General features: G+C 41.6%; 24 protein-coding genes, 1 pseudogene and 1 riboswitch. Of the genes and pseudogenes, 7 read left to right on the top strand and 18 right to left on the bottom strand.

What is annotated here, in order from left to right:
- Window positions 1-139: 139 nt before the first annotated feature.
- The 8 genes from thiD to C6347_RS08140 form a co-directional block, all read right to left on the bottom strand.
- Window positions 140-946 carry a bifunctional hydroxymethylpyrimidine kinase/phosphomethylpyrimidine kinase gene (gene thiD / locus C6347_RS08105; RefSeq protein WP_106071564.1) on the bottom strand — a complete coding sequence of 269 codons (807 nt, stop codon included), beginning with the start codon at window positions 944-946 and terminating at the stop codon, window positions 140-142.
- A gap of 16 nt (window positions 947-962) precedes the next feature.
- The gene (locus C6347_RS08110) at window positions 963-1,976 is read right to left on the bottom strand and encodes a thiazole biosynthesis adenylyltransferase ThiF (RefSeq protein ID WP_034663202.1); all 1,014 of its coding nucleotides are present in this window, start codon (window positions 1,974-1,976) and stop codon (window positions 963-965) included.
- The gene (locus tag C6347_RS08115; protein ID WP_066031031.1) at window positions 1,973-2,740 is read right to left on the bottom strand and encodes a thiazole synthase; all 768 of its coding nucleotides are present in this window, start codon (window positions 2,738-2,740) and stop codon (window positions 1,973-1,975) included. Before C6347_RS08115 ends, C6347_RS08110 begins: the two co-directional genes overlap by 4 nt.
- A gap of 4 nt (window positions 2,741-2,744) precedes the next feature.
- The gene (thiS, locus tag C6347_RS08120; protein ID WP_034663206.1) at window positions 2,745-2,948 is read right to left on the bottom strand and encodes a sulfur carrier protein ThiS; all 204 of its coding nucleotides are present in this window, start codon (window positions 2,946-2,948) and stop codon (window positions 2,745-2,747) included.
- The gene (gene thiO / locus C6347_RS08125) at window positions 2,945-4,057 is read right to left on the bottom strand and encodes a glycine oxidase ThiO (protein WP_106071565.1); all 1,113 of its coding nucleotides are present in this window, start codon (window positions 4,055-4,057) and stop codon (window positions 2,945-2,947) included. Before thiO ends, thiS begins: the two co-directional genes overlap by 4 nt.
- The gene (gene tenI / locus C6347_RS08130) at window positions 4,041-4,658 is read right to left on the bottom strand and encodes a thiazole tautomerase TenI (protein ID WP_106061792.1); all 618 of its coding nucleotides are present in this window, start codon (window positions 4,656-4,658) and stop codon (window positions 4,041-4,043) included. Before tenI ends, thiO begins: the two co-directional genes overlap by 17 nt.
- Window positions 4,633-5,343 carry a thiaminase II gene (tenA, locus tag C6347_RS08135; RefSeq protein WP_066031032.1) on the bottom strand — a complete coding sequence of 237 codons (711 nt, stop codon included), beginning with the start codon at window positions 5,341-5,343 and terminating at the stop codon, window positions 4,633-4,635. The genes tenI and tenA overlap by 26 nt, the downstream gene beginning before the upstream one ends.
- Before the next feature lie 78 nt (window positions 5,344-5,421).
- Window positions 5,422-5,531, bottom strand: a riboswitch (TPP riboswitch).
- Window positions 5,532-5,590: 59 nt separating this feature from the next.
- A complete protein-coding gene (locus C6347_RS08140; protein WP_066031033.1) occupies window positions 5,591-7,432 on the bottom strand; it encodes a monovalent cation:proton antiporter family protein in 1,842 nt (613 codons plus the stop codon).
- A 162-nt stretch (window positions 7,433-7,594) separates the two neighbouring features.
- Between C6347_RS08140 and prpE the strand changes: the two genes are divergently transcribed.
- Complete coding sequence (prpE, locus tag C6347_RS08145; protein ID WP_034663218.1) at window positions 7,595-8,338, top strand: bis(5'-nucleosyl)-tetraphosphatase PrpE; 744 nt, start codon at window positions 7,595-7,597, stop codon at window positions 8,336-8,338.
- A gap of 42 nt (window positions 8,339-8,380) precedes the next feature.
- Here the strand turns inward: prpE and C6347_RS08150 are convergent, their stop codons facing one another.
- From C6347_RS08150 to C6347_RS08165, 4 genes are all read right to left on the bottom strand, one after another.
- Window positions 8,381-9,274, bottom strand: coding sequence for an RluA family pseudouridine synthase (locus tag C6347_RS08150; RefSeq protein ID WP_181185451.1), 894 nt, complete (start codon window positions 9,272-9,274; stop codon window positions 8,381-8,383).
- Window positions 9,275-9,291: 17 nt separating this feature from the next.
- A complete protein-coding gene (locus C6347_RS08155; RefSeq protein WP_060596013.1) occupies window positions 9,292-10,092 on the bottom strand; it encodes an NAD kinase in 801 nt (266 codons plus the stop codon).
- 65 nt (window positions 10,093-10,157) lie between these two features.
- Window positions 10,158-10,787, bottom strand: coding sequence for a GTP diphosphokinase (yjbM, locus tag C6347_RS08160; protein ID WP_003211990.1), 630 nt, complete (start codon window positions 10,785-10,787; stop codon window positions 10,158-10,160).
- Window positions 10,788-10,820: 33 nt separating this feature from the next.
- A complete protein-coding gene (locus C6347_RS08165) occupies window positions 10,821-11,186 on the bottom strand; it encodes a UPF0738 family protein (RefSeq protein ID WP_034663228.1) in 366 nt (121 codons plus the stop codon).
- A 236-nt stretch (window positions 11,187-11,422) separates the two neighbouring features.
- Here C6347_RS08165 and C6347_RS08170 point away from each other — a divergent pair, with 236 nt between their 5' ends.
- From C6347_RS08170 to C6347_RS19425, 5 genes are all read left to right on the top strand, one after another.
- A complete protein-coding gene (locus C6347_RS08170; RefSeq protein ID WP_106048719.1) occupies window positions 11,423-12,001 on the top strand; it encodes a CYTH domain-containing protein in 579 nt (192 codons plus the stop codon).
- A gap of 21 nt (window positions 12,002-12,022) precedes the next feature.
- Entirely contained in the window at window positions 12,023-12,790 is a 768-nt protein-coding gene (locus tag C6347_RS08175) for a lytic transglycosylase domain-containing protein (protein ID WP_106048720.1), read from the top strand.
- 276 nt (window positions 12,791-13,066) lie between these two features.
- A complete protein-coding gene (locus tag C6347_RS08180; RefSeq protein ID WP_008355333.1) occupies window positions 13,067-13,465 on the top strand; it encodes a globin domain-containing protein in 399 nt (132 codons plus the stop codon).
- Window positions 13,462-14,373: a ClpXP adapter SpxH family protein gene (locus C6347_RS08185; RefSeq protein ID WP_034663234.1), complete on the top strand. Its 912-nt coding sequence runs from the start codon at window positions 13,462-13,464 to the stop codon at window positions 14,371-14,373. Before C6347_RS08180 ends, C6347_RS08185 begins: the two co-directional genes overlap by 4 nt.
- 296 nt (window positions 14,374-14,669) lie before the next feature.
- Complete coding sequence (locus tag C6347_RS19425; protein ID WP_034663238.1) at window positions 14,670-14,843, top strand: hypothetical protein; 174 nt, start codon at window positions 14,670-14,672, stop codon at window positions 14,841-14,843.
- Window positions 14,844-14,946: 103 nt separating this feature from the next.
- Here the strand turns inward: C6347_RS19425 and pepF are convergent, their stop codons facing one another.
- From pepF to C6347_RS19640, 5 genes and pseudogenes are all read right to left on the bottom strand, one after another.
- Window positions 14,947-16,773: an oligoendopeptidase F gene (pepF, locus tag C6347_RS08190; protein ID WP_282959334.1), complete on the bottom strand. Its 1,827-nt coding sequence runs from the start codon at window positions 16,771-16,773 to the stop codon at window positions 14,947-14,949.
- Between the two features lie 214 nt (window positions 16,774-16,987).
- Window positions 16,988-18,148 carry a competence protein CoiA gene (locus C6347_RS08195; RefSeq protein ID WP_060596008.1) on the bottom strand — a complete coding sequence of 387 codons (1,161 nt, stop codon included), beginning with the start codon at window positions 18,146-18,148 and terminating at the stop codon, window positions 16,988-16,990.
- 161 nt (window positions 18,149-18,309) lie between these two features.
- Window positions 18,310-19,830, bottom strand: a complete 1,521-nt coding sequence (gene cls, locus C6347_RS08200) for a cardiolipin synthase (protein ID WP_106071567.1) — start codon at window positions 19,828-19,830, stop codon at window positions 18,310-18,312.
- 85 nt (window positions 19,831-19,915) lie between these two features.
- Window positions 19,916-20,581 (bottom strand): adaptor protein MecA, encoded by a 666-nt coding sequence (gene mecA / locus C6347_RS08205; RefSeq protein WP_012009573.1) that lies wholly within the window; start codon window positions 20,579-20,581, stop codon window positions 19,916-19,918.
- Window positions 20,548-20,668 (bottom strand): annotated as a pseudogene (locus C6347_RS19640) (hypothetical protein); the annotation flags it as partial. The gene mecA and the pseudogene C6347_RS19640, both read right to left, overlap by 34 nt.
- Window positions 20,669-20,843: 175 nt before the next feature.
- Here C6347_RS19640 and C6347_RS08210 point away from each other — a divergent pair.
- Window positions 20,844-21,509, top strand: a complete 666-nt coding sequence (locus C6347_RS08210) for a TerC family protein (protein WP_060596006.1) — start codon at window positions 20,844-20,846, stop codon at window positions 21,507-21,509.
- Between the two features lie 39 nt (window positions 21,510-21,548).
- Here the strand turns inward: C6347_RS08210 and spxA are convergent, their stop codons facing one another.
- On the bottom strand, window positions 21,549-21,944 hold the full coding sequence (spxA, locus tag C6347_RS08215) for a transcriptional regulator SpxA (RefSeq protein WP_003211421.1): 396 nt from the start codon (window positions 21,942-21,944) through the stop codon (window positions 21,549-21,551).
- Between the last annotated feature and the right edge of the window lie 69 nt (window positions 21,945-22,013).

Here is a 22,013-nt window from a genome sequence, read left to right on the forward strand (position 1 = left end):
CCTCCTATTTTTTCAAGACATAGTATTAGTACCTGATCATAATATTATCACAGATCATGAGAGAATGACAATTTCCGCTGAAAGAAAGTTTCTTTTTCATCAAAAAACCGCCCTCGCAAGTGAAGACGGTTCGATTCTCTTATCGTTTGAGCCTGTTTTGCTGATAAGCAAAATGGTTGGTAGGTCCATGTCCAGCTCCAATATTCAAAGGGAATTTGATGGCTTCATGGACAAAGGTTTCTGCTGTTTCAAAGGCCTCTCTCATGGAGTACCCTTTCGCAATTTCAGCTGTTAATGCCGCTGCAAACGTGCAGCCTGTGCCATGTGTATGCGGGGTATCAATATGTTCGTTTGTGACTTCTATAAAGCCTTTTCCATCATACAACAGGTCTGTTATCATACCGCCAGAGGGGCCGTGTCCCCCTTTGATCACGACATGTTTCGTACCAAGCTCATATAGACGTTCCGCTGCTAGATAGCGATCCTCTTTTGTCTGAATGCGCATGCCTGTCAGCACTTCTGCCTCAGGAAGATTCGGCGTTACGGCATAGCTGACAGGCAGCAAGTGTGTTTTCAACGCAGAGACCGCATCTTCATTTAATAAAGAGGCCCCTCCCTTTGCGATCATGACTGGATCGACAATCAGCTTCATCTCATATTGAACCGTTTTTTCAGCAACCGTATTGATCATTTCGGCACTCCACAGCATTCCTGTTTTGACGGCATCTGGCAGCAAGTCTTCTGCGACTGCATCTATTTGACTTTTTAACGCCTCGATTGAAAGAGGGTATATACCGTGAACGCCAAGTGTGTTTTGTGCTGTAATCGCTGTGATCGCAGACATTCCGTACACACCGAGCTCCTGAAAGGTTTTCAAATCAGCTTGAATGCCTGCTCCACCGCCCGGATCAGAACCCGCGATTGTGAATGCTTTTTTGATCGTCATTTCATCACACCTCTCATTAGCCAATCCATTGATGATAAATGGTTCTTGCTTTGGCCATATCATTTGTACCATGTACAAGTGCTCTGCCATCTTTAAATAAAACAAGCTTATATTCATCCTTTTGACAAGAAAGTAAATACGGATTTTCAAGCACATCCATTCCTGCTTTCTTTAAGCGAATAGCCACTTCGTGTAATGGCGGCGGGATTTCAGCAGCACTGCGGATTTGTACCGTATTGCGGCCGCATAGTACATCTGCCTTCGCTCTCTTGTCATAGGAGAGAAAAGGATATGTCTTCAGCCCACAGCTTGGACATTGCTTCTTCTTTAAGGAACTGGCTGATCGGATGTCAGATCGTTCATTGGTCCATAAATCAAAGGATCTTAAAATTGGCGTCACTTGATGGCCTGTTAAATATTTAAGGGCATCTGCCACTTGATATGCCGCCACCTGCTGCACCACTGGACTAATGATACCGGCTGTATCACAGGTCATGCCTTGTGCGGGTAAATGTTCAAGCAGGCAGTGTAAACATGGCGTCTCACCAGGAATCACAGTGAATTGAATACCATAGCTGGCTACACAGGCTCCGTAAAGGAACGGAATTTGATGTTTGACAGCAGCATCATTTGCAATCATCCTCACCTCAAAATTATCCGCTGCATCCACGATAATCGAAGCCCCGCTGACAAGTTCATCAATATGTTGAGCGGTCACATCGATGACAATTCCTTTGACATGTACGTCACTGTTCACCTGCTTGAGTCTTTTTTCAGCCGCCACAGCCTTTGGCAGCCGATCATGCACATCTTGCTCCGTGTAAAGCTGCTGTCGCTGAAGGTTGCTCCATTCAATATAATCTCGATCCAAAATGGTGACAGATCCAACGCCAGCACGAACGAGCATTTCAGCACTGGCTGTTCCAAGTGCCCCTGCACCAATAATGACAGCCTTTGAGTCTTTTAACCGCTTTTGCCCCTCTGTGCCGATTGGCTGAAAGAGCTCTTGGCGCGAATAACGTGTGCTCAAAATGCCGGCATTCCTTCCTGCGGACTGCTTGCTGTCCCATAGTTTTTCAAAGGAATCCGTCCTGCCTCGAAGCCTAGTCTTCCTGATTCAATCGCCAGCTTCATGGCTTTTGCCATTTTCACAGGGTCCTTTGCACCAGACACAGCTGTGTTCAGTAATACAGCGTCAGCCCCTAGCTCCATCGCATAAGCTGCATCCTTTGGAGAGCCTACACCAGCATCAATAATCACCGGCACCTTCGCCTGCTCAATAATAAATGAGAGATTCAGAGGGTTTAGTAAGCCTTGCCCTGAACCAATCGGAGAAGCACCCGGCATGATGGCATGGACACCGAGCTCTTCTAATTTTCTCGCCAGTACCACATCATCAGATGTATATGGCAGCACGATAAACCCTTCTTCCAATAGCCTTTCAGATGCTTTTAACGTTTCGACTGGATCTGGCAGAAGAGACCTTGAGCAGCCAATGACTTCTACCTTGATCATGTCACACAGTCCAGAAGCCTTCGCTAAACGAGCAATACGAACTGCCTCTTCCGCAGTACTTGCACCAGCTGTATTCGGAAGCAGCGTATATTTTGATAAATCAAGCTGCTCCAAAAAATTAGGCTGAGATGCTTCGAAAATGTTCATTCTTCTCACAGCAAAGGTTAAAATTTCTGCTTCTGATACGTTCACGGCTTCTTTTTGAACTTCAAATGATGGATACTTCCCTGTACCAAGTAATAATCTTGATGTGAATGTTTTTCCGCCAATGTGCAGCATGTTGTCATCCTCCTCCTACAAAGTGAACGATTTCAATCGTGTCATTAGATTGAATTTTTACTTGTTGAAACGCTTCTTTGTCAATAATTTCTTGGTTCTTTTCCACGATCACTACTCTATTTTCAAGCTGATAGGCTGATAGCAGATCATAGATCGTTCCATTCTCTTGATCGAAATCAACGATTCTGCCATTCAATTGAATTTTCATACAAACAGTGCCTCCTTTCGGCCAATACGAAACGCGTGAAGCCATTCCTTTTTGACCGGTTCACCCAATATCAGGTCGCGAATGATCTCTCCAGTAATCGGGGCAAGTAAAATGCCATTTCTGTAATGCCCTGCAGCAAAAAGAATACGCTGATCTTCTGGGTGTCTTCCAATGTAGGGATGCCGGTCGCTTGTCGCCGGGCGAAGACCAGCCCAGCACTGATCAATCGGCATCTCCTTGATCGAAGGCATAAGCTGAGACGCCTTTTGAATCACAGCTTCGATGCCGCCAAGCGTTGGAACAGCCTGCCATTCGTTTGGCTTCATCGTTGCACCAACGACCAGTTTGCCGCTATCTCGTTGAACGATATAACAATGATCATGGTAAATGGTGTGCGCGAGTGCTGGACCATTATTCCATACAGACACACACTCCCCTTTTACTGGATAAAGAGAATGAGTTAATCCAAGCTCTTCAAAAAAACGGCCAGACCATACACCACTCGCTACAGTCAGATCATCACATGTGAATGTTCCCTTCGTTGTTCTAATCGCTAACGCTTCTTTCTCCCGCTTCACTTCGATCACGGGTGTACATTCTTTCACATCTGCCCCGAACCTTACCGCCGCTTGCCAAAATGCCCGGCATACCGCATAAGGTTCGACATGAATATCCTCTTTAATCAAACCTGCGCCTAAGATGTTCTCTGTTATTTGAGGCATGCATTTTTTTACGTTGCTTGCGTCCAGCCACTCAAATGTAGACAAATGCTGCATCCGGCAAAGTGCTTGTTTCTCCTCTTCTGTAAAAGCTACCTTCATGATACCGCCCGCTGATGTTCGAATATCAATGCCAGATTCATGCTGTAGATCGACTTTTAACTTCTCGTACAATGCCTGGCTTGCTCTGCCTGCTTGGAAAAAAATATTCTCATGCCCCTCTCCTTCAGCATGTGCACCGAGCATCCCAGCAGCCGCACTTGTCGTTTGCTTCCCTACCTCATTCGCCTCAAGTAAGACGACCTGCTTTCCTGCTTTTGCAAGGTGATAGGCAATGGACATTCCTATGATTCCACCACCAATGATTGCAACGTCATAATGCTTCTTCATAAGGATGCCCCTTTACCTGTTTAGAAAATGCTTGTGCCATCATGCGCGGCTGATGATGAGTAAAAATCCCAGACATGACAGCAATCCCTTTCACATTCGCGTGTTTCAATTCTGGAATGCGGTCAGGTGTCAATCCACCGATCGCCACCACAGGAATAGACAGTGAAGATGTCAGTTCTTTCACAAGCTGTACGCCTCTTGCCTGAAGTCCTGGTTTACAAGTGGTGTCATATACGTGCCCAAACATGACATACTCTGCTCCATTTTTCTCCGCTGCTTTCGCTTCTTCTATCGAATGAACAGAGACACCTGCATGAAGGTGAGGGAATTTTTGCCGCAGCTCTTTTGGCGAAAAGCTATGGCCTGGGAGATGTACCCGGTGAATATTGGTGAGCAGTGCAACGTCTACTCTGTCGTTGATGATGAGCTTCTCTTTCGGTACACCTTCTAAAAAGAGTCTTTTCACGAGATCAACAAGCTCACTTGCTGTTTTAGACCGTTCCCGGATATGAATAAAATCCACTTCAGGTGCGATGGCTTTTATTTGTTTGATCAGTTCATCCGCAGGAAGCGAATCATTTGTCACTGCGTGGAGTTCCATTTGCACCAACCCCATCTAAGCATGCTGTTTGCCATGTTTCTTTTTGATACGCCATTTCCCAGAAATGGTACTCGTAATAGCTTGAAATCACAAAATTTTCTTTCATATTGGCCCGTACTTGTTCTGACGCTTTTTCGGCTAGTTCATCAAAGCGGTTGACCTGTTCAAAGACGAGCTCCTTAAACCAATCCCCTCCATATGTCAAAATCCATTCCTGATAAATCGGATGGTCAGGTGTGGTTTGTTTTAGCTTTTCACCCACCTCATAATATAGCCAGTAGCACGGCAATAACGCGGCTAAAATCTCTTCAAATCGCCCGCTTTTCACAGATCGGTACATATGAGAGGTATACGCATAAGCAGTCGGAGAAGGCTTAAAGTTCTCGATGGCTTCATCTGAAATCTGCAAAAGCTCTGTGAACTTTCTATGCAGCGACAGCTCTGCTTCATACGTACCCTGCGCATGATACGCCATTCTGCCCGTCGTATGTAAGTCCTCACTAATCGCTGCGCCATATGCTTGCACCTTTGCAAAATGAGTTAAATAATATGAATCCTGCATCACATAATACGTGAAACGATCGAGTGAAAGCGTGCCATCTCCAATCCCTTTGACAAATGGGTGTGTGAAGCTTCCATTCCACCATGTTGCTGCTGCTTCTTTACATTCAGTTGAAAACGTCATGTTTCTCTCCTCCTGTTTTTCCATATAAAAAAGCCACTTTCCGCGTGGAAAGTGGCTTGGAATTTGTAAAAAGCATAGTCAAAAACCGCACCACTTCCCTACGCAGGTATGAACCTGTTCAGGTAATGAGGGTCTAAAAGTCGACACTTTTATCTCAGCCCTTTTAAAGGACTCCCCTAGTGGATCAAATATATGATGTTGTACTTCTATCTTAATCAGGAATTGTTCATTGGTCAAGGGTTCATTCTTACTCTAATTGGGCTCTTAGTCCTGCCACATACTCACGAGAGCCTGACACAAGCACACGGTCGCCGCTTCTAAGCGTGGTATCTCCATGTGGTACTAAGCTGTCTACCCCTCTGAAAATACGGACAAAGACCAAATCACCGGTAAACGGAAATTCCCTCAGCATGACATTGTGATAACGATGATTGTTCATTTGAATTTGATACAAAGAAGTATCCTCATTTGTTAATAATCGAATCGCATCCGGTGCTTCAATCAAGGCTCTTAGCACCGTTTTAGATGATAGGAAATTAGAAAACGTATCAATGCCTGCTTCCTTCAATGTCAGCTCTGTCTCAGCTTTGTTGACACTAGCAATGACTTGTTTCGCTCCTTCTTCCTTTGCAAATAAAGCAATTTCCTTATTTTTCGTCTCACTGCCTGTTGCGACGACGAGGACATCCTCCTGGCCAACGCCTGCCTTTCGCAGCGTCTCATCGTCGTACTCTTCAATCGATTCGACTTCAAAGATGGAGTCAGCAAGCAGCGCTTCTTTATTTTCTTGAAAGACATGTAAAATCCGAATATCATATTCATCCTGATGTAAATCAAGTGTGACAGGTAAGGTCAGCTGATTTGCACCAATAAAGGTCACACGTTTTTTATGGCTCGCAGCTTGTTCTTTTTTAAACAGCGCTTTAAACCAAACAGGCGTTAAAATACTCGTGAGTACCGCGACTAGAATCAGCGCTCCAGACATTTTATGGTCAATGACTCCGAGCCGCTCCCCTATCGTCGCAGCTGCAATGACGAGTGATAACGTCGATGTTAATAAAAAGCCAGAACCGATCACTTTTTTCATGTCATACCATTTTTTCAAATAAAGAATCGGGATGAGCTTACTAACCAGTAATGCAATAAACAGCAGCGGGATCATGATCATAATGGTTGGGTCCTTGAACAGTGCCCATATATTTAAATCCACTCCGACCATCACAAAGAAGATGGGGATCAAAAATCCGTAGCCAAATGAATCCAGCTGCTGGACAAGCTCTTTATTCGGCGAAAGAAGGGACACAAGTACGCCCGCTAAAAACGCCCCAAGAATATTTTCAGCACCGAGTGATTCAGATAAGGCAACTAAGACTATAATGAGAGTAAAGATCGCCCTTGTCCCAATTTGCACGGTCCCTTTTGACATGGACTGAAAAATCGACTTTGTCTTAAATACGCGGCCAAATAAATAAAGCAGAATGCCCGCAGCAAATAATAAGAGCAGAAGCCACATATTCCCTGTACCATCGCCATAAATGGAGGAAAACACAGCAAGTAAAATCATCGTCACCAAATCAGCAATGACGGCGACAAGCAAGATGATTTGACCGATATTCGTCTGCATTAACTTTTCCTCTTTTAAGGTGGGAACCACTACCCCTAATGAGATGGTCGATATAATGAGCGTCATTAAAAAAGCATTTTGGATAAACCCTGCAAGTACAAACGCATAGGACAGGATAAAAGAAATACTAAATACGCCAACAAAAATAATCGTGGCTGCCTTAAACGTATTTGGTTCTTTTAGACCATTTGGCAGTTCTCGTGCTTTCTTCTTTGACTCAAAAGAAGAAAAATCTATTTCAAGTCCACTTAAAAACATCAGAAAAATAAAACCGAGCATGGATAACGTGTCTAACCATGCATCATGTTCAACTACCAGTTGAAGACCGCTTTTTCCAATGATGAGCCCCATGATGATTTCAGCAACAACGACCGGAATGGTCAGCTTAAATCGGTGCAATAAAAGTGGGGTGAAAAAGGCGACAATAATAACGACAACGAGTGATGAAACAGATGTATGCTCCATTGGCTAAAGCCTCCTAACATTGATGTTTAATCTTTTAAGTTTTACATTAAAGCATTGATTCTAACAATTGCCTAAATGAAAAGAAAGCCATTCGTTATATGTTCTAAAATTCAAACTTCTTTAACCCCGATGAATGGATGAGAAAGATCAGGAGGAAATCTTATGAAATTTGATATCATTGGAGATATCCACGGCTGCTACGAAGAGCTGCTTACCCTCATACACAAACTAGGATACGAACTCAAACATGGATTACCCGTCCATCCTGATAAGAGAACGCTAGCCCTTGTCGGTGATTTAACAGATCGAGGCCCTCAGTCAGTAGATGTGATGCGATTTGTCATTCATGCCTACGCACACGGCGCGATCCGCTACGTACCTGGCAACCATTGCTTTAAGCTTTATCGCTATTTGAAAGGAAATCCCGTGAAATTACTTCATGGCATCGAAACCACAGTGAACGAAATAAAAAAGCTGCCCCTTCATGAACAAACCAAATTGTCACATGAATTTAAGCAGCTATTTGAGAAGGCTCCGCTTTACGATGTACTCATTCCTGATGAACTGATTATTGCTCACGCAGCGATGAAGGAAAAGGACATTGGAAGAAAACCGAACAAACAGATGCGATCCTATCTATTATTTGGCGCGGTCACAGGAGAAACGTGGCCGGATGGACGACCTGTGCGGAAGGATTGGGCAAAGGAATATCGCGGAAAACCGTGGATTGTATACGGACATACACCAGTGAAAGAACCCCGATTCGTTGGCAGAACCGTCAATATTGATACAGGCTGCGTATTTGGCCACCGGCTGTCTGCCCTCACATATCCTGAGCTTGAAACGGTCTCTGTTCCTTCCTCTATGCCTTATGACGATTCAAGGTTTCAACATTTCACATCATAAAAAAACCCGGTCCTGCGCTTGCAGGTAGCCGGGTTTCTCTATTTAAAGCAGCAATGATTTCATGTCTTCAGGAAGCGGAGCCGAGAATGTAAATTCCTCCCCAGTCATCGGATGAGGAAAGACAAGAGTCTCACTATGCAGTGCCTGACGGTCCATCCGCTCACTCGTTCCGCCATATAGCGTATCTCCGATGAGCGGGTGACCAAGATACTTCATATGAACACGAATTTGATGTGTTCTCCCAGTTTCAAGTGCTAAAGCCACATCTGACATGTTCAACTCAGCGTCTACCGCTCGCACTTTAAAATGCGTCACTGCTTCCTGTCCAGTATCATCGACCATTCGCTCGATGATACTATCTCCTTTTCGGGCAATTTTTGCACGAATGGTTCCATACTTTTCCGAGATCATGCCATGTGTAAACGCTCTGTATGTTCGTTTGACCGCTCCACTTTTTTGCGCTTTTGATAAAAGGCTGTGGGCAAAGCGATGCTTGGCCACGAGCATGACGCCCGATGTATCACGATCAAGGCGGTTCACCAAATGAACCGTCAGCCGAACAGACTGCTCTGCATAATGGTGCAGCAATCCATTCGCAATACTGTGCTCTGGGTGTTCCCGAGAAGGAATGGACGGGATATATGGCTTTTTATTCAGCACAAGGACATGCTCATCCTCAAATAAAATATCAAGCGGAATTGGAGCAGGCTTCAGCCCTTCACTCACTTTTTCCTCTGGGAATAAAATGGTGAGCCTGTCTCCGTTATGCAGCTTGTATCTCACAGTCACATGCTCTCCATTAATGAGGAGATCACCGCCATCAAATTTAATATCCGCCAGCATTCTTTTTGAAATGCCAAGATCTATTAAATAATTCTTTAAAAGCAGCCCTTCTTCTTTGGCTGTCATGGTTTTATTTAGCGTAAAGTATTCCAGCGAGAACGACCTCTTTCTTATTCTCCTTTTCCGATAAAGGAATCTTGCACCCTTTTCCAAAACGGAAATGGTCTAAATCGGGCAAAACGGACATTCTCGTCGGCTACCCGGCATTGAATGGATTTGACGTCCTTATGAAGCAGCGTCAAATGATCAATGGTTACTTGAAAATCAACATCATTCATCGGTTTAATGACACAAGTATGGTGGTCTGGCAAAATAAGCGGTGAACCGACCGTTCGAAACACTCTGTTGTTGATTGAAGCCATTTCTGCCAGCTGAATGGCTCTAATGGAAGGATGAATAATGGCGCCTCCAAGTGCTTTATTATAGGCTGTACTGCCAGACGGTGTAGACAGACAAAGACCGTCACCTCTGAATGTTTCAAACAGCTGACCCCTAATTTCAACATCTGCCACAAGCGTCCCTTCCATACTTTTAATGGTACATTCATTCATCGCTAAATATTTCTCTTCTCTGCCGCCGTCGTTGTATCTGACAATGACTTCTAAGATCGGATATTCCACAATGTGATAGGGCGTTTTCGCAATAGCTAAGACGAGTTTTTCAATTTCACTTGGCACCCAGTCAGCATAAAAACCAAGATGACCTGTATGAACACCGACAAAAGCTGTTTCATTCAGACGGTCGCTATAACGGTGAAACGCATAAAGAAGGGTGCCGTCTCCACCAACCGTAATGACAAGATCCGGTTCCTCTTCGTTGAGTTCCATCCCGAAATCCAATAAGTAGGTCTGAATTTTATTTTTGAGTGTGTCAGATACAGAATTCCCTTTCGAAGAAACTGCAAATTTCATGAATTCTTCTCCTTTTCCACCTTGCTGCTATGAGAGGGCAGCATCATATTTGATCAAGCTCAGGCTCAGCTATCGTTTTTCTTTTTCCGGGAAAATGCCACTTGTGCTTCTTGAATTTCCCCTCTAATTTCAGACATCTCATCATCAAGCAGAGATGCTGCCTCAGAAGCTCTTTGAAGGCGCAGCTTGACTTTCTCCGGGATATTCCCGCTATATTTATAATTCAGAGAATGCTCAATGGTCGCCCAAAAGTTCATCGCAAGTGTACGAATTTGGATTTCGACGAGGAGCTGCTTCTCTCCGTTGATCGTTTGCAGCGGATATAACACAACAAGGTGGTACGAACGGTATCCGCTTTCTTTATGTTCTGCAATATAGTCGCGTTTATCAACAACCACAAAGTCTTTTCGTGACTGGAGCATTTTTTTCACGACTTGTATGTCTTCTACAAACTGGCACATAATGCGAAGCCCAGCAATATCCTGCATCGTTTCGATTTCATGCATCGGGATGTTTTTACGCTTTGCCTTTTCTAATATGCTGGCAACAGGTTTCACTCGGCCTGTGACAAATTCTACTGGTGAATGGTCATCCTCAAATTCATACAGCTTTCGAATGCCCTTTAGTTTCACTTTTAATTCTTCGACTGCTTGTTTATACGGTGCGAGGAATTGATCCCATTGTTTTTTGTCCATGAAACTTCCCCCAATTCCATATACCTAATTATTTCAGAGGAATGTGCTCTTCACTTTCTCTTCCATATCTCCGTAATTGGCATTGTCTTTAATATTGTCGATTAAATAATGTAATTCTTGATGAAGCTGAATGAGTTCTAACGAATGTTCTCCCGCTGCCAAATAGACAGGGATGTCAAGATTCATTGCTTCTTTTAATGGAGCCCATGTATGTTCCCCTAAGATAAGATACGAAAAGGACTCCTCGTTTTCAAGTATGTAAACGAACGCAAAGTGATCAGAATCAACAAGCATTTGTCCTGATGCTTTTGCTTTTTGGATTTGCTCTTCTGACGTGGTCGTCAAAATTAGCCTGTCTTCTTTTAAAGTTGCTTCTGTGATTTCAATTCGGTTTTGCATCATGATCTCCTTTACAACAAAGTACAGCTTTATTTTATCATATCAAGTTCAATATTGATAAACCGAACTTTTTGAGAAAATCCTATTTTCTTCTTATAAATGATCCTTTCACATGATTCTCCATTTATTTTGGCACATGCGGAAAGAGAAATAAGAGATAAAAACAGCCTTTTACATGATGAACACACTTCATGTACAATAATCATATTTCCTCTAAATGAAAGGTTGATGTCAAAATGGCACAGGAAATTGAAATAGAGCTAAAGCAATTGTTAATGAAAGAAGAATTTGAACAGCTGAAACAACATTTTCAATTGAAGGATTCGGATTTTCACACACAAACCAACTATTACTTTGATACACCTCAATTTGATATAAAATCTCAATTCGCTGCACTAAGAATGAGAGAAAAAGGCGGTCAGTGGGTTCTCACGTTAAAGGAACCACACGAAATAGGCTTGCTCGAAACCCACCAAACGATCGCTCCTCCTTCAAGCCTTGACGATTTTCAGCTGCCAGAAGGTGAAGTAGCTGACAGGTTAGACCATCTGAACATTCAAAAGGATCAAATTGTGTATTTTGGTTCACTTGAAACATCAAGAGCTGAAAAAAAGATCAAAGAAGGCTTAATTGTTTTGGATCACAGCCGATATTTAACAGTAGAGGACTATGAACTTGAATTTGAAGTGAGCGACCTGGAAATCGGACAAGCCGCATTCTCCGCATTGCTCCAAAAATTCCAAATCCCTGTACGAAACACGAAAAACAAAGTCGTACGTTTTTATGAAGAGAAAATGAAAACACAGAATAGATGAATTCCTTGAAGGAGGAACATGATGAACGTCAATCAACTTCAATCCTTTATGCAGCTTCAAGCGCTTAAAACGTTACAATCAGACCCTGGACAAACACAAATACCGGCCGGCCAAGAATCGAATGCACAAGCTTCATTTCAGTCGCTGCTGCAAGATTTTTTAGGCGGATCAGAATTATCACGCCTGCCGCTTTCTATTTCTGCGTTTATGGGAACGGACCCATCAACGGCTCCGAACACGCAATACGCGCGTACAAACCCATACTTGTCTGCTATCGCTGGCAGTGAGCAGCTTCAATCTCCATCTTCATATGCGAATGACGCTCAATTGAATACAGCGAACGGCATTGGGAATGTCTTAAACAAAAGCTACACGCCGCCGCTTCAAAAGGCTGTTTCAAACGGCTCATCATCAAAAGAAATTAATCAAATCGTGTCACAAATGGCTCAAAAGCATGGCGTTCCAGAGAAGCTGATTCATGCGGTCATCAAGCAAGAATCCGGCTATCGTACGAATGCGGTCAGTCATGCAGGAGCACTTGGCCTCATGCAGCTTATGCCATCTACTGCTAAGTCACTTGGTGTGAATAATGCCTTTGATGCGGCCCAAAACATCGAAGGCGGCACGAAGTATATAAAACAAATGCTTCAGAAATATAATGGAAATGTCTCACTTGCCTTAGCTGCTTATAATGCAGGCTCAGGAAATGTTGATAAATACGGTGGCATTCCACCATTTAAAGAAACACAAAATTATGTAAAGAAAATCACAGCACAATATTTCGCTTAAACCGAAGAGAATAACCTCTTCGGTTTTTTGTATGTCGCTTTTCACCCTTTTTTGACTGAATGTGTTATGATATGGTCAATTGATCACGGAACCCGCCTCTCCCCTTATTTCCAATAGACCAAAGCGGTTTGTTTGTGGAATTGAGTTGAGGTTGTTAAAATAAGTATACAAGAATAGAAACAATAAAATAGAACAAACTGAATATCACTTTTGAAATAAATGAATTCACAATAGGGCGCTTCATCCTATTAACTACGAGTAAAAGGAGTAGTCAACATGGTACAATCGTTTAACGCACCTTACGAAGCGGTTGGAGAGGAACTTCTATCGCAACTTGTTGATACTTTTTATGAAAATGTAAAGTGTCATCCTTTGCTTCATCCTATTTTCCCGGATGACTTAAAAGAAACAGCAAGAAAACAAAAACAGTTTTTAACTCAATATTTAGGCGGACCCCCGCTTTATACAGAGGAGCATGGTCACCCTATGCTGCGGGCGAGACATCTCCCTTTTCCGATTACTGAGGAGCGGGCTGACGCATGGCTTGAATGCATGGAGGATGCGATGGATCAAGTAGGATTAACCGGCGATATTCGTGACTTTTTATTTGAGCGGCTTTCTCTAACGGCTCGTCATATGGTCAATCAAACACCTGAAAAGGATGGACGATCTTGAGCTGCAATACGCACGATCAATATTTCTCACACTGTCACGGACATCCTCAAAAGCCGATTGAAATCTATGTATTCATTGACCCTCTAAGTCCAGACTGCTGGTTATTAGAGCCATCCATTAAAAAATTGAAAATGAAGTACGGCCGTTTTTTCACTTTACGAACGGTGACAAGTTCTAGTATTAATGCATTGAATCGAAAACGAAAAAAGCATTTACTGACCGAAGCATGGGGGAAATTTGCTACCAAAACTCAGACCAAAAAAGAACAAATGCTGTCCGAACAAATTGTGACTTCACCCTACCTCGCCTCGCTTGCATTAAAAGCGGCTGAGCTTCAAGGCAGAAAATGCGGAATGAAGTTTCTGCGTCTCATTCAAGAATCACTTTTTTGCCATCAGCAAGATGTGACAAGTGAACATGTGCTGCTAGAAAATGCAAAAAGTGCTGGACTGGACATCGAGGAATTCCAGCGCGATATTCATTCTCAAAGTGCTGTTAAAGCACTACAATGTGATATGAAAATTGCAGCTGAAATGGACGTATCTGAGCTTCCGACCTTTGCCTTTTTTAATACAGTAAACGGGGATGAAGGATTAAAAATTTCAGGTGCGTACTCTTATGATGTATACGAGGAAATCCTTTTTGAAATGATTGGTGAAAAACCAACACCTTCAGAACGGCCTCCAATTGAATGGTTTATTGCTTACTTTCAATTTGCATCTGCAAAAGAGATTGCTGTCGTTTATGACCTGACACTTGAAGAAGTTGAACGAGAAATGAAAAAGCTGGCTTTCGCTAAAAAGGTAGAACGTGTACAAGTACATCAAGAAATGTTTTGGCGCTATAAAGTAGATGATCATCATTCAGATCTTGATCTCTACCGCTGTGAGAATGAACATGGGTGCTGACCCATGTTTTTTCTTTACCCTAAAAAGGAACACCCGTTCTATTTTTAAGCACGAAGAAACCGCGCCGGGATAAGCGCGGTTTCACTATGTCTTAACGACAACAAAGGGGATGGGAGAAATTTTTCACGGTCAAACAAAGGGGTAATGTTTGTATGTGATTAATTTCACATCTGTAGTATATCAAATTTTGTCGACTTATGACAACAGATATACTATATGTTCATATTTTTGTCACAAAACATAAGAGGGTTGTCACTTTCATATAGTGAAAGTAACGAAAAGATGGAGGGATCTGCATGCGCAGCACAACCATTGGACTTGTTTCCATTGGCTTATGTTTCTTTTTAAATATATTAGGCTTAATGAAAATGCTTCCTCTTTATCTAACATCCCCACTCTTATTTGCTTCTATTCTTTTTACACTTTATCGAATGAACCACCGGAAGACCTTTAAGGGATTTAAAGGTTGATGATAAGGAACGGCCTCTACATGCGAAGAGGTCTTTTTTTATGAGAAAAAAACTCCTGTCAAAAGATGAGTTTGCACTCACGCGTCTGACAGAAGTCTTTTCATCACTCACCCGTTTTAGAGATGAGCTCTTCCATTTCTTTCAGCTTTTCTTCGAACAATTGACATGCTGCTTTGATTGGTTCTTTGGAAGCCATATCAACACCTGCTTTTTTCAACACATTAATTGGATAATCAGAGCTTCCTGCTTTAAGGAAGTCTGTGTAGCGCTCCACCGCAGGTTTTCCTTCTTCTAATATTTGCTTGCTTAATGCCTGTGCAGCACTATAGCCTGTTGCATATTGATATACATAATAGTTGTAATAGAAGTGAGGAATTCTCGTCCATTCTAATCCGATTTCTTTATCCACAACCATGCCGTCTCCAAAATACTTCTTATTCAGGTCGTAATAAAGGTTCGTCATAAATTCCGGCGTTAAAGCCTCTCCTTCTTGCGCTTTCACATGAATAAGATGCTCAAACTCAGCAAACATCGTCTGTCTGAATACCGTTCCTCTGAATCCTTCTAACAAGTGATTTAACACATACAAACGCTGCTTTTTATCATCTAGATGATTCAGCAGGTATTCGCCAAGTAACGCTTCGTTTGTCGTAGAAGCCACTTCAGCTACAAAGATACTATAGTTTCCATACGGATATGGCTGATGCTTTCTTGTATAGTAGCTGTGGACAGAGTGCCCAAATTCATGAGCCAGTGTAAATAAATTATCAATATTATTTTGCCAGTTCATGAGGATATATGGATTTGTACCATAGCTTCCAGATGAATACGCACCGCTGCGTTTCCCTTTATTCTCATAAACGTCTACCCAGCGATTGCTCAATCCCTCTTTTAACACGGACACATATTCTTCTCCTAATGGCGCTAACCCTTTTAGCATATAATCTTTTGCTTCATCGTAGGTTAGCTTCATACCAGCATCTTTTACAAGTGGTGTATACAAGTCATAATTGTGCACTTCATCAAGCTTTAATACCTTTTTACGCAATTCAATATAACGGTGTAATAACGGTAAATATTGATGAACGGTATCAATCAGATTGTCATATACTTCTTCTGGAATACTGTTCCGAGATAGTGCCGCTTCTCTTGCTGAGTTATAATTTCGTACTTTTGCATAAAAATTATCCTTTTTAATCGAACCGCTCAGTGTCGAAGCAAGCGTGTTTTTATACTGATCATACGTTTTATACACAGCTTTAAAGGCATTCTTTCTCACTTCACGGTCATCACTGTTTAAAAATGTGATAAAGTTGCCGTGGGTAATCTTCTTTTCTTCCCCATTTTCATCCTTTACAGAAGGGAACGAAATATCAGCATTGTTAAACATACTAAAAGTAGTAGATGAAGTTGAGAGTGGTTCAGAGGCCTCAGCTAATAAAGCTTCTTGCTCCTCACTTAAAATATGTGGACGCTCTTTATTAATTTCTTCGAGAGCATGGGAATACAGTTTTAATTCTTCTTTTTCCAGAATAAACTGCTGCAATTTATCTTCTTGAATCGATAAAATCTCTGGAACAATATAAGCAGAAGTACTAGAGAGCTGTGTAAATAAATTCGATGCTTTATCATTCAGCGCTTGAAATGATGAGTTAGTTGTATCCTCATCGTATTTCATGTGCGCATATGTATAAAGCTTACCAAGCTTTTCAGAAAGCTGATCCTGAAAGGTTAGGGCTTCATACAGTACATCAGCAGAATGGGCCAGCTTGCCTTTAAATTGGGCTAGCTTAGGAATTTCTTTTTTGACAGCTTCGAATTCCTTGTTCCATGCATCAACGCTTTCGAAAATATCTTCAAGACGCCATTTGTTTTCTTCTTTTACTTCGCTTCTGTCTGGTAAATGGTTATTTTTGCTTTGTGAAGTCATATGAATCCCCCTTGCATAAGTTGTGTTGAACCAACCTTTCGGAAAGTGAAAGAAATTGGTGTTGTATTTATCTTCTTTGTTTTGAACTATATTTGTCAAATCATATGCAGAAAAAAATACCAAACAGACTAAAAAAATGAGAAAAAAGCGTTTCTTTCTATTCAATCGCAGCACCACCTTTTTCTTATCATGATCAAAGTGGGCATGAAACATGCTAACGAAATAAGAAAGCATCTCGTTTGAACGCTTCATCTACTGTTCGTATCGGCATTTGATTCGACGCTACTTCATAATTACCCTTTTTCGTCATGTGTAAAAACCCTTGTCTGACAAGCGCCTTAACATATGCAGTGATGACCTCTTGTATTTCTTCTATTGAAACATCACCGTATCGGAGCTTTACTTCTTTCATCTGGACACACCGCTTGATTTCTTTCATCAGCAGTTGAACCGTTACTGGACTGCTTCCTTTTTTCCTCATCATCCAATCATACAGACACCCCTGCCAGACATAAACAGGACTTGTAAAAATATACGTTTCTTTCAGCGGGATAAATAATTCAGTTGGCAGAAAAGGGAAAGCCATTTGATGATGCTCATAGAAAATGTCTCTCAACCGCTTGCTTTCATTTGATAAAATGCGGGGAGGCCGCTGCCTAAATTGCTGTATACATCTAAGCCATTGCTTGTAGACTGGACGCTTGCTTGAAGGCGGAGATAGGAGCGCCGAAAGTTCGCGGTATGCTGTTGGCGGTCTGACAGTCATGGCGGCACATATTTTCGTTGGTTGAAATACGAGAAGTTGAGCAAGATGGATGAATCTATTCTGGAGCGGACAGTAAAAAATCAGACTCCCTTTCTGTGATTCCCTTAACATTCCCCAATGAATGGAGGAGAAGGAAAAGAGCTGGGCAGATATTCGCTTTAAACGATTTGCCCCTATTACCCATATAGGGATGAGCCCCGCTTCACGGAGCCCTGCTGTTCTTTTGCGCAGCTCTTGCCGTGAAATATTTGAGCATTGATATTCTATTGCATAACTTGTTCCTCCAATAGAGACGGCCACGTCAGGACGCTGATGAACCTTTGACACATACTTTTCAAGCACCGGTTTATGTCCCAGCCGCTGAAGCCAATTCATGATGGCTTCTTTCCCCGCCTGATGATAAGCCGTTTCGCTTGAGGCTAGTGGACATGCTGTCAGCTGTTTATGTGCAAAATGATACACACGTTGTTCACCAAGCTTTAATTGCACCTCTTCCCTGCAATCAGGACAATAAAATTTGCACGTCGTCCTTACATGCTCCAGCCGGTTTTTAGATAAATGATGTGTAATTCGAATAAGCTTTCCATTATCCATGATCGCTGTATTCATTCTGCTCGCCCCTTACTCTTTGATGACCGTATTATAGCTTGTTCGTCTATTAAGAAGCGAATAGGCAAATTGAACTTTTATCATATCAAAACATGATTTTACTGATGTTTTCTTGAGGAAAATGAAAAAACCCCCTGATAAAAAGGGGGAAAATACAATCTTTATAGTAATGGTGATAATAATCTTGCTGTGGATTCAAACAGTCTTACCCTTAACGGTCTCTTTGCAAATTCTTCTGGGACAATTTCATGCGACTGCTCTAAATCACCTAAGAAGTCGTTCACGAGCTTCTCTGTGCTTTTCGTTTTATATAGGAAGGCATTCACTTCAAAATTCAAATGAAAGCTTCTCATATCCATGTTGGCCGTTCCTATCGAAGCCAGCTCACTGTCCACAATGATAAATTTACTATGCATAAAGCCTTGATCATACTCATACACCTTTGCTCCTGCTTCTAAAAGCTCTGGGAAGTATGAACGGGACGCATGGAAGACGATCCGTTTATCTGGATTCTTCGGAGCAATAATCCGTACGTCTACTCCGCTTAATGCAGCAATTTTTAATGCAGACAAAATATCATCATCCGGCACAAAATACGGTGAAGCGATCCAAATAGACTTTTTGGCAGAGATAATCATGGAGAAAAAGAGATTTTTAATGACCTCCCACTGTTTATCAGGACCGCCAGCAATCATTTGTACGCCTTCTGTTGTGCTCTCAAGGCGGCTGAAATCTTTGAAGTAGTCCACACCTGCGCATCTCTCATTCGTCATATAGTACCAATCCTGCATGAAAATCTGCTGCAGGTCACGAACAGCTTCCCCCTTAATCATCAAATGCGTGTCACGCCAAAATCCATATTGTCTGCTTCTGCCCAAATATTCGTCTCCAATGTTCAGCCCGCCGACAAATCCAACTTCTCCATCAATCACGACAATTTTTCGGTGATTTCGAAAATTGATTTTATTATTTAACAGGGGTAGTCTCACAGGTAAAAATGGAACGATCTGAACGCCGGCCTTTTCGAGGTCAGCAATATATTGACGAGAGAGCTTTAAGCTTCCTACATCGTCATATAAAAAGCGGACAATCACGCCATTTTTCGCTTTATCAATGAGAATATCTTTTAATTCTTGTCCAAGGTCATCGTGGCGGAGAATATAATATTCTAAATGAATGTGATGTGTCGCCTTTTTGATTTCTTCAAAAATATGAGAGAATGTTTCTTCTCCATTCGTCAGGACTTTAGAGGACGTGCGATACGTAATAGGGGTATGTCCGAGTCTGTGGGCCAGCTTAAATAAGAGCTGCTGATGATCACCCATATGTGTCATTTTCTCAATCGCTTCTCTATGAATATGCTCATCTTCCTGGATTAACTGTTCATCTAGAATGGCTTTCTTTTCAAACAGCCGGCGTTTTTTGATATTGCGTCCAAAGAAAATATAGAACAAAAAGCCGAATAACGGAAAGCTGCCAAGCAGGACAAGCCACGTTATTGTTTGAGATGGATTCCGGTTCTCCAAGAATATGACAAACCCGATGAAGATAATCGATAAAGTGAAGAGAACACTGACAGAACTTAATACACTTACCGCTAAATCACCGGCAATTAATTGAATGACTAAATAAGCACCTATCGTAATGATAAGAAAAAATAGAACTTTGACTAAATTTCTCATTTCATTTTCTCCTTGCCGATCTCTTTATTTACCTATTCATTCAGATAAAAAAGCCGATTCCTCTATAGAAATCGACTTTTGTTGGTTACGAGAAGTGCTGTTGAATCGTTTCAAGGGCATTTCCTTCGATAATCAGCTGACCGTATTCTTTCAGTCTGTAAATGCTGACCACTGATTCATGAGCATATTCAAGCAAAATGCTGAGCTTATTCTCCACTTGCTCATCTGACAAATCCTCGTGGAAGTCAACATATAGATAATAACGGTTTTCAAACGAATATAAACTTGTGGTAAAATCCTGCATATTTAATTGAGAAAGTGCAATCAAATCTTCAAAGTCATCCATTTTCAACACAAATTGAAGTTGAAGTTTTTTGTCCTTCTCATTATGGTCTTCTTGATCCTGCTCTTCTTTTTGAAAATCATCAAGCAGTGCGTCTAGACTTTCTTCATCTGTTTGATCTTTTTTATCTTCTGGAATCGGCAATTCGAGCTTTTGTCCATCTTTAGAAAGTTGGGCTTTCGTCACGACAATTTCAAGACCTTTGTCAAGTGCCTGCACTTGAATCCAAAGAGGTCCCTCAACTGCAAATTCTTCTTCTTCGTGCACTTCGTCCATTACTTCCCAAAACAGCTCTTCACTGCGTTCACGATTATACCAAATTTCTTCACGGTCAAATCCGCGGTCTTCAATATCACCGTAGGAAATATAAAATTTCACTGTATGTTCATTAATTCTTTCGATTTCCATTTTGCCAACCTTCCCTTCTATATAAGATGTTGAAGGGACATACAAGCTCCCAATTAATAGTACTTTACTACACTTTACCCGTTCCGTCTACATGTTAACCTTTTAAAGAATTGAGGTATTGCTTCGTACTGTCTATTTTATGATAAAACATGAATAAAAGAAATAAAAACGCATTTTTTGCAGAGAAAACTTACAGAAACATATATTTGAATTGTCCTCATATATTGGTTGTACGAGCTCTATTAGACATGAGGTGAAATGGATGGAAACAGAGTGGATCATATCCTTACTGATGATTATTGGCATAGATCTGATTTTAGGCGGAGATAACGCGTTGATCATTGCGATGGCTAGCCGCAGCTTATCAAATGACAAACGCAATAAAGCCATATGGATCGGTACACTTTTGGCAGTGCTGATGAGAATTACGATGACAGGTGCCGCAGTTTATTTATTGACCATCCCTTATTTGCAATTTATCGGCGGGCTTTTTCTCCTTTATATAGGATACAATTTGTTAATTGAACAAAAGAAAGAATCGATTCGCATTAAAAGCAGCGGCTCCCTTTGGCGTGCGGTTCAGACCATTGTTATTGCAGATCTCTTTATGTCACTTGATAATGTGATTGCAGTTGCAGGTGCGGCAAAAGGCAACATGCTGCTGACCGCTTTCGGCCTTATGATTTCAGTACCGATTATTATTTGGGGAAGTAAGCTAATTCATGCCGCTTTAACCAAATTCCCGTTTCTTTTATACGGAGGAAGTGCTCTTTTGGCTTTTACTGGCGGTGAAATGATTGTTCGTGATGTGAAATTGAATGAATTTATGGCTCAGCATGCGACTCTTGAATTCATGCTCCCGTTTTTAACGGTTGTAATGGTCATTTTAGCCAGCTTATTTTACGAACAAACAGCTGAAAACAAATAAAAAAAGCTGCCAAATGATCGGCAGCTTTTCGTTTTTCAATTAGTTAGCAAGTCGCTGAGCTTCTCTTAGTTGGAATGTACGAACCGTTCTTGGAAGGAAACGTCTAATTTCATCTTCATTGTAGCCAACTTGTAGTCTTTTTTCATCCAAGATGATTGGACGTCTTAAAAGACCTGGATGCTCATTGATCAGTTTATACAATTGTTGAAGAGGCATTGTCTCAACATTCACATTTAGCTTTTGGAATACTTTTGAACGTGTTGAGATAATTTCATCTGTACCGTCTTCAGTCATTCGAAGAATTTCTTTGATTTCATCGATTGAAAGAGGCTCAGAAAAGATGTTTCTCTCTTGATACGGGATATTGTGCTCTTCTAACCACGCTCTTGCTTTTCTACATGATGTACAGCTTGGTGATGTGTATAATGTTACCATAAATCTTCACTCCTCAATTTGTAGAATGAATATTGATCTGTATTCTTAAATTAAAATTGTTCTAAATAA

The sequence above is a fragment of the Bacillus sp. NMTD17 genome (genome assembly GCF_002998735.1).
Lineage (GTDB): Bacteria > Bacillota > Bacilli > Bacillales > Bacillaceae > Bacillus.

Bases quoted from the DNA above. Each gene is read 5' to 3' on its own strand.
- thiD (WP_106071564.1), bottom strand. From the start codon at position 946: ATGACGATCAAAAAAGCATTCACAATCGCGGGTTCTGATCCGGGCGGT.
- C6347_RS08115 (WP_066031031.1), bottom strand. From the start codon at position 2,740: ATGCTGCACATTGGCGGAAAAACATTCACATCAAGATTATTACTTGGT.
- thiS (WP_034663206.1), bottom strand. From the start codon at position 2,948: ATGAAAATTCAATTGAATGGCAGAATCGTTGATTTCGATCAAGAGAAT.
- thiO (WP_106071565.1), bottom strand. From the start codon at position 4,057: ATGAAGAAGCATTATGACGTTGCAATCATTGGTGGTGGAATCATAGGA.
- tenI (WP_106061792.1), bottom strand. From the start codon at position 4,658: ATGGAACTCCACGCAGTGACAAATGATTCGCTTCCTGCGGATGAACTG.
- tenA (WP_066031032.1), bottom strand. From the start codon at position 5,343: ATGACGTTTTCAACTGAATGTAAAGAAGCAGCAGCAACATGGTGGAAT.
- C6347_RS08140 (WP_066031033.1), bottom strand. From the start codon at position 7,432: ATGGAGCATACATCTGTTTCATCACTCGTTGTCGTTATTATTGTCGCC.
- prpE (WP_034663218.1), top strand. From the start codon at position 7,595: ATGAAATTTGATATCATTGGAGATATCCACGGCTGCTACGAAGAGCTG.
- C6347_RS08155 (WP_060596013.1), bottom strand. From the start codon at position 10,092: ATGAAATTTGCAGTTTCTTCGAAAGGGAATTCTGTATCTGACACACTC.
- yjbM (WP_003211990.1), bottom strand. From the start codon at position 10,787: ATGGACAAAAAACAATGGGATCAATTCCTCGCACCGTATAAACAAGCA.
- C6347_RS08165 (WP_034663228.1), bottom strand. From the start codon at position 11,186: ATGCAAAACCGAATTGAAATCACAGAAGCAACTTTAAAAGAAGACAGG.
- C6347_RS08170 (WP_106048719.1), top strand. From the start codon at position 11,423: ATGGCACAGGAAATTGAAATAGAGCTAAAGCAATTGTTAATGAAAGAA.
- C6347_RS08175 (WP_106048720.1), top strand. From the start codon at position 12,023: ATGAACGTCAATCAACTTCAATCCTTTATGCAGCTTCAAGCGCTTAAA.
- C6347_RS08180 (WP_008355333.1), top strand. From the start codon at position 13,067: ATGGTACAATCGTTTAACGCACCTTACGAAGCGGTTGGAGAGGAACTT.
- C6347_RS19425 (WP_034663238.1), top strand. From the start codon at position 14,670: ATGCGCAGCACAACCATTGGACTTGTTTCCATTGGCTTATGTTTCTTT.
- pepF (WP_282959334.1), bottom strand. From the start codon at position 16,773: ATGACTTCACAAAGCAAAAATAACCATTTACCAGACAGAAGCGAAGTA.
- C6347_RS08195 (WP_060596008.1), bottom strand. From the start codon at position 18,148: ATGAATACAGCGATCATGGATAATGGAAAGCTTATTCGAATTACACAT.
- cls (WP_106071567.1), bottom strand. From the start codon at position 19,830: ATGAGAAATTTAGTCAAAGTTCTATTTTTTCTTATCATTACGATAGGT.
- mecA (WP_012009573.1), bottom strand. From the start codon at position 20,581: ATGGAAATCGAAAGAATTAATGAACATACAGTGAAATTTTATATTTCC.
- C6347_RS08210 (WP_060596006.1), top strand. From the start codon at position 20,844: ATGGAAACAGAGTGGATCATATCCTTACTGATGATTATTGGCATAGAT.
- spxA (WP_003211421.1), bottom strand. From the start codon at position 21,944: ATGGTAACATTATACACATCACCAAGCTGTACATCATGTAGAAAAGCA.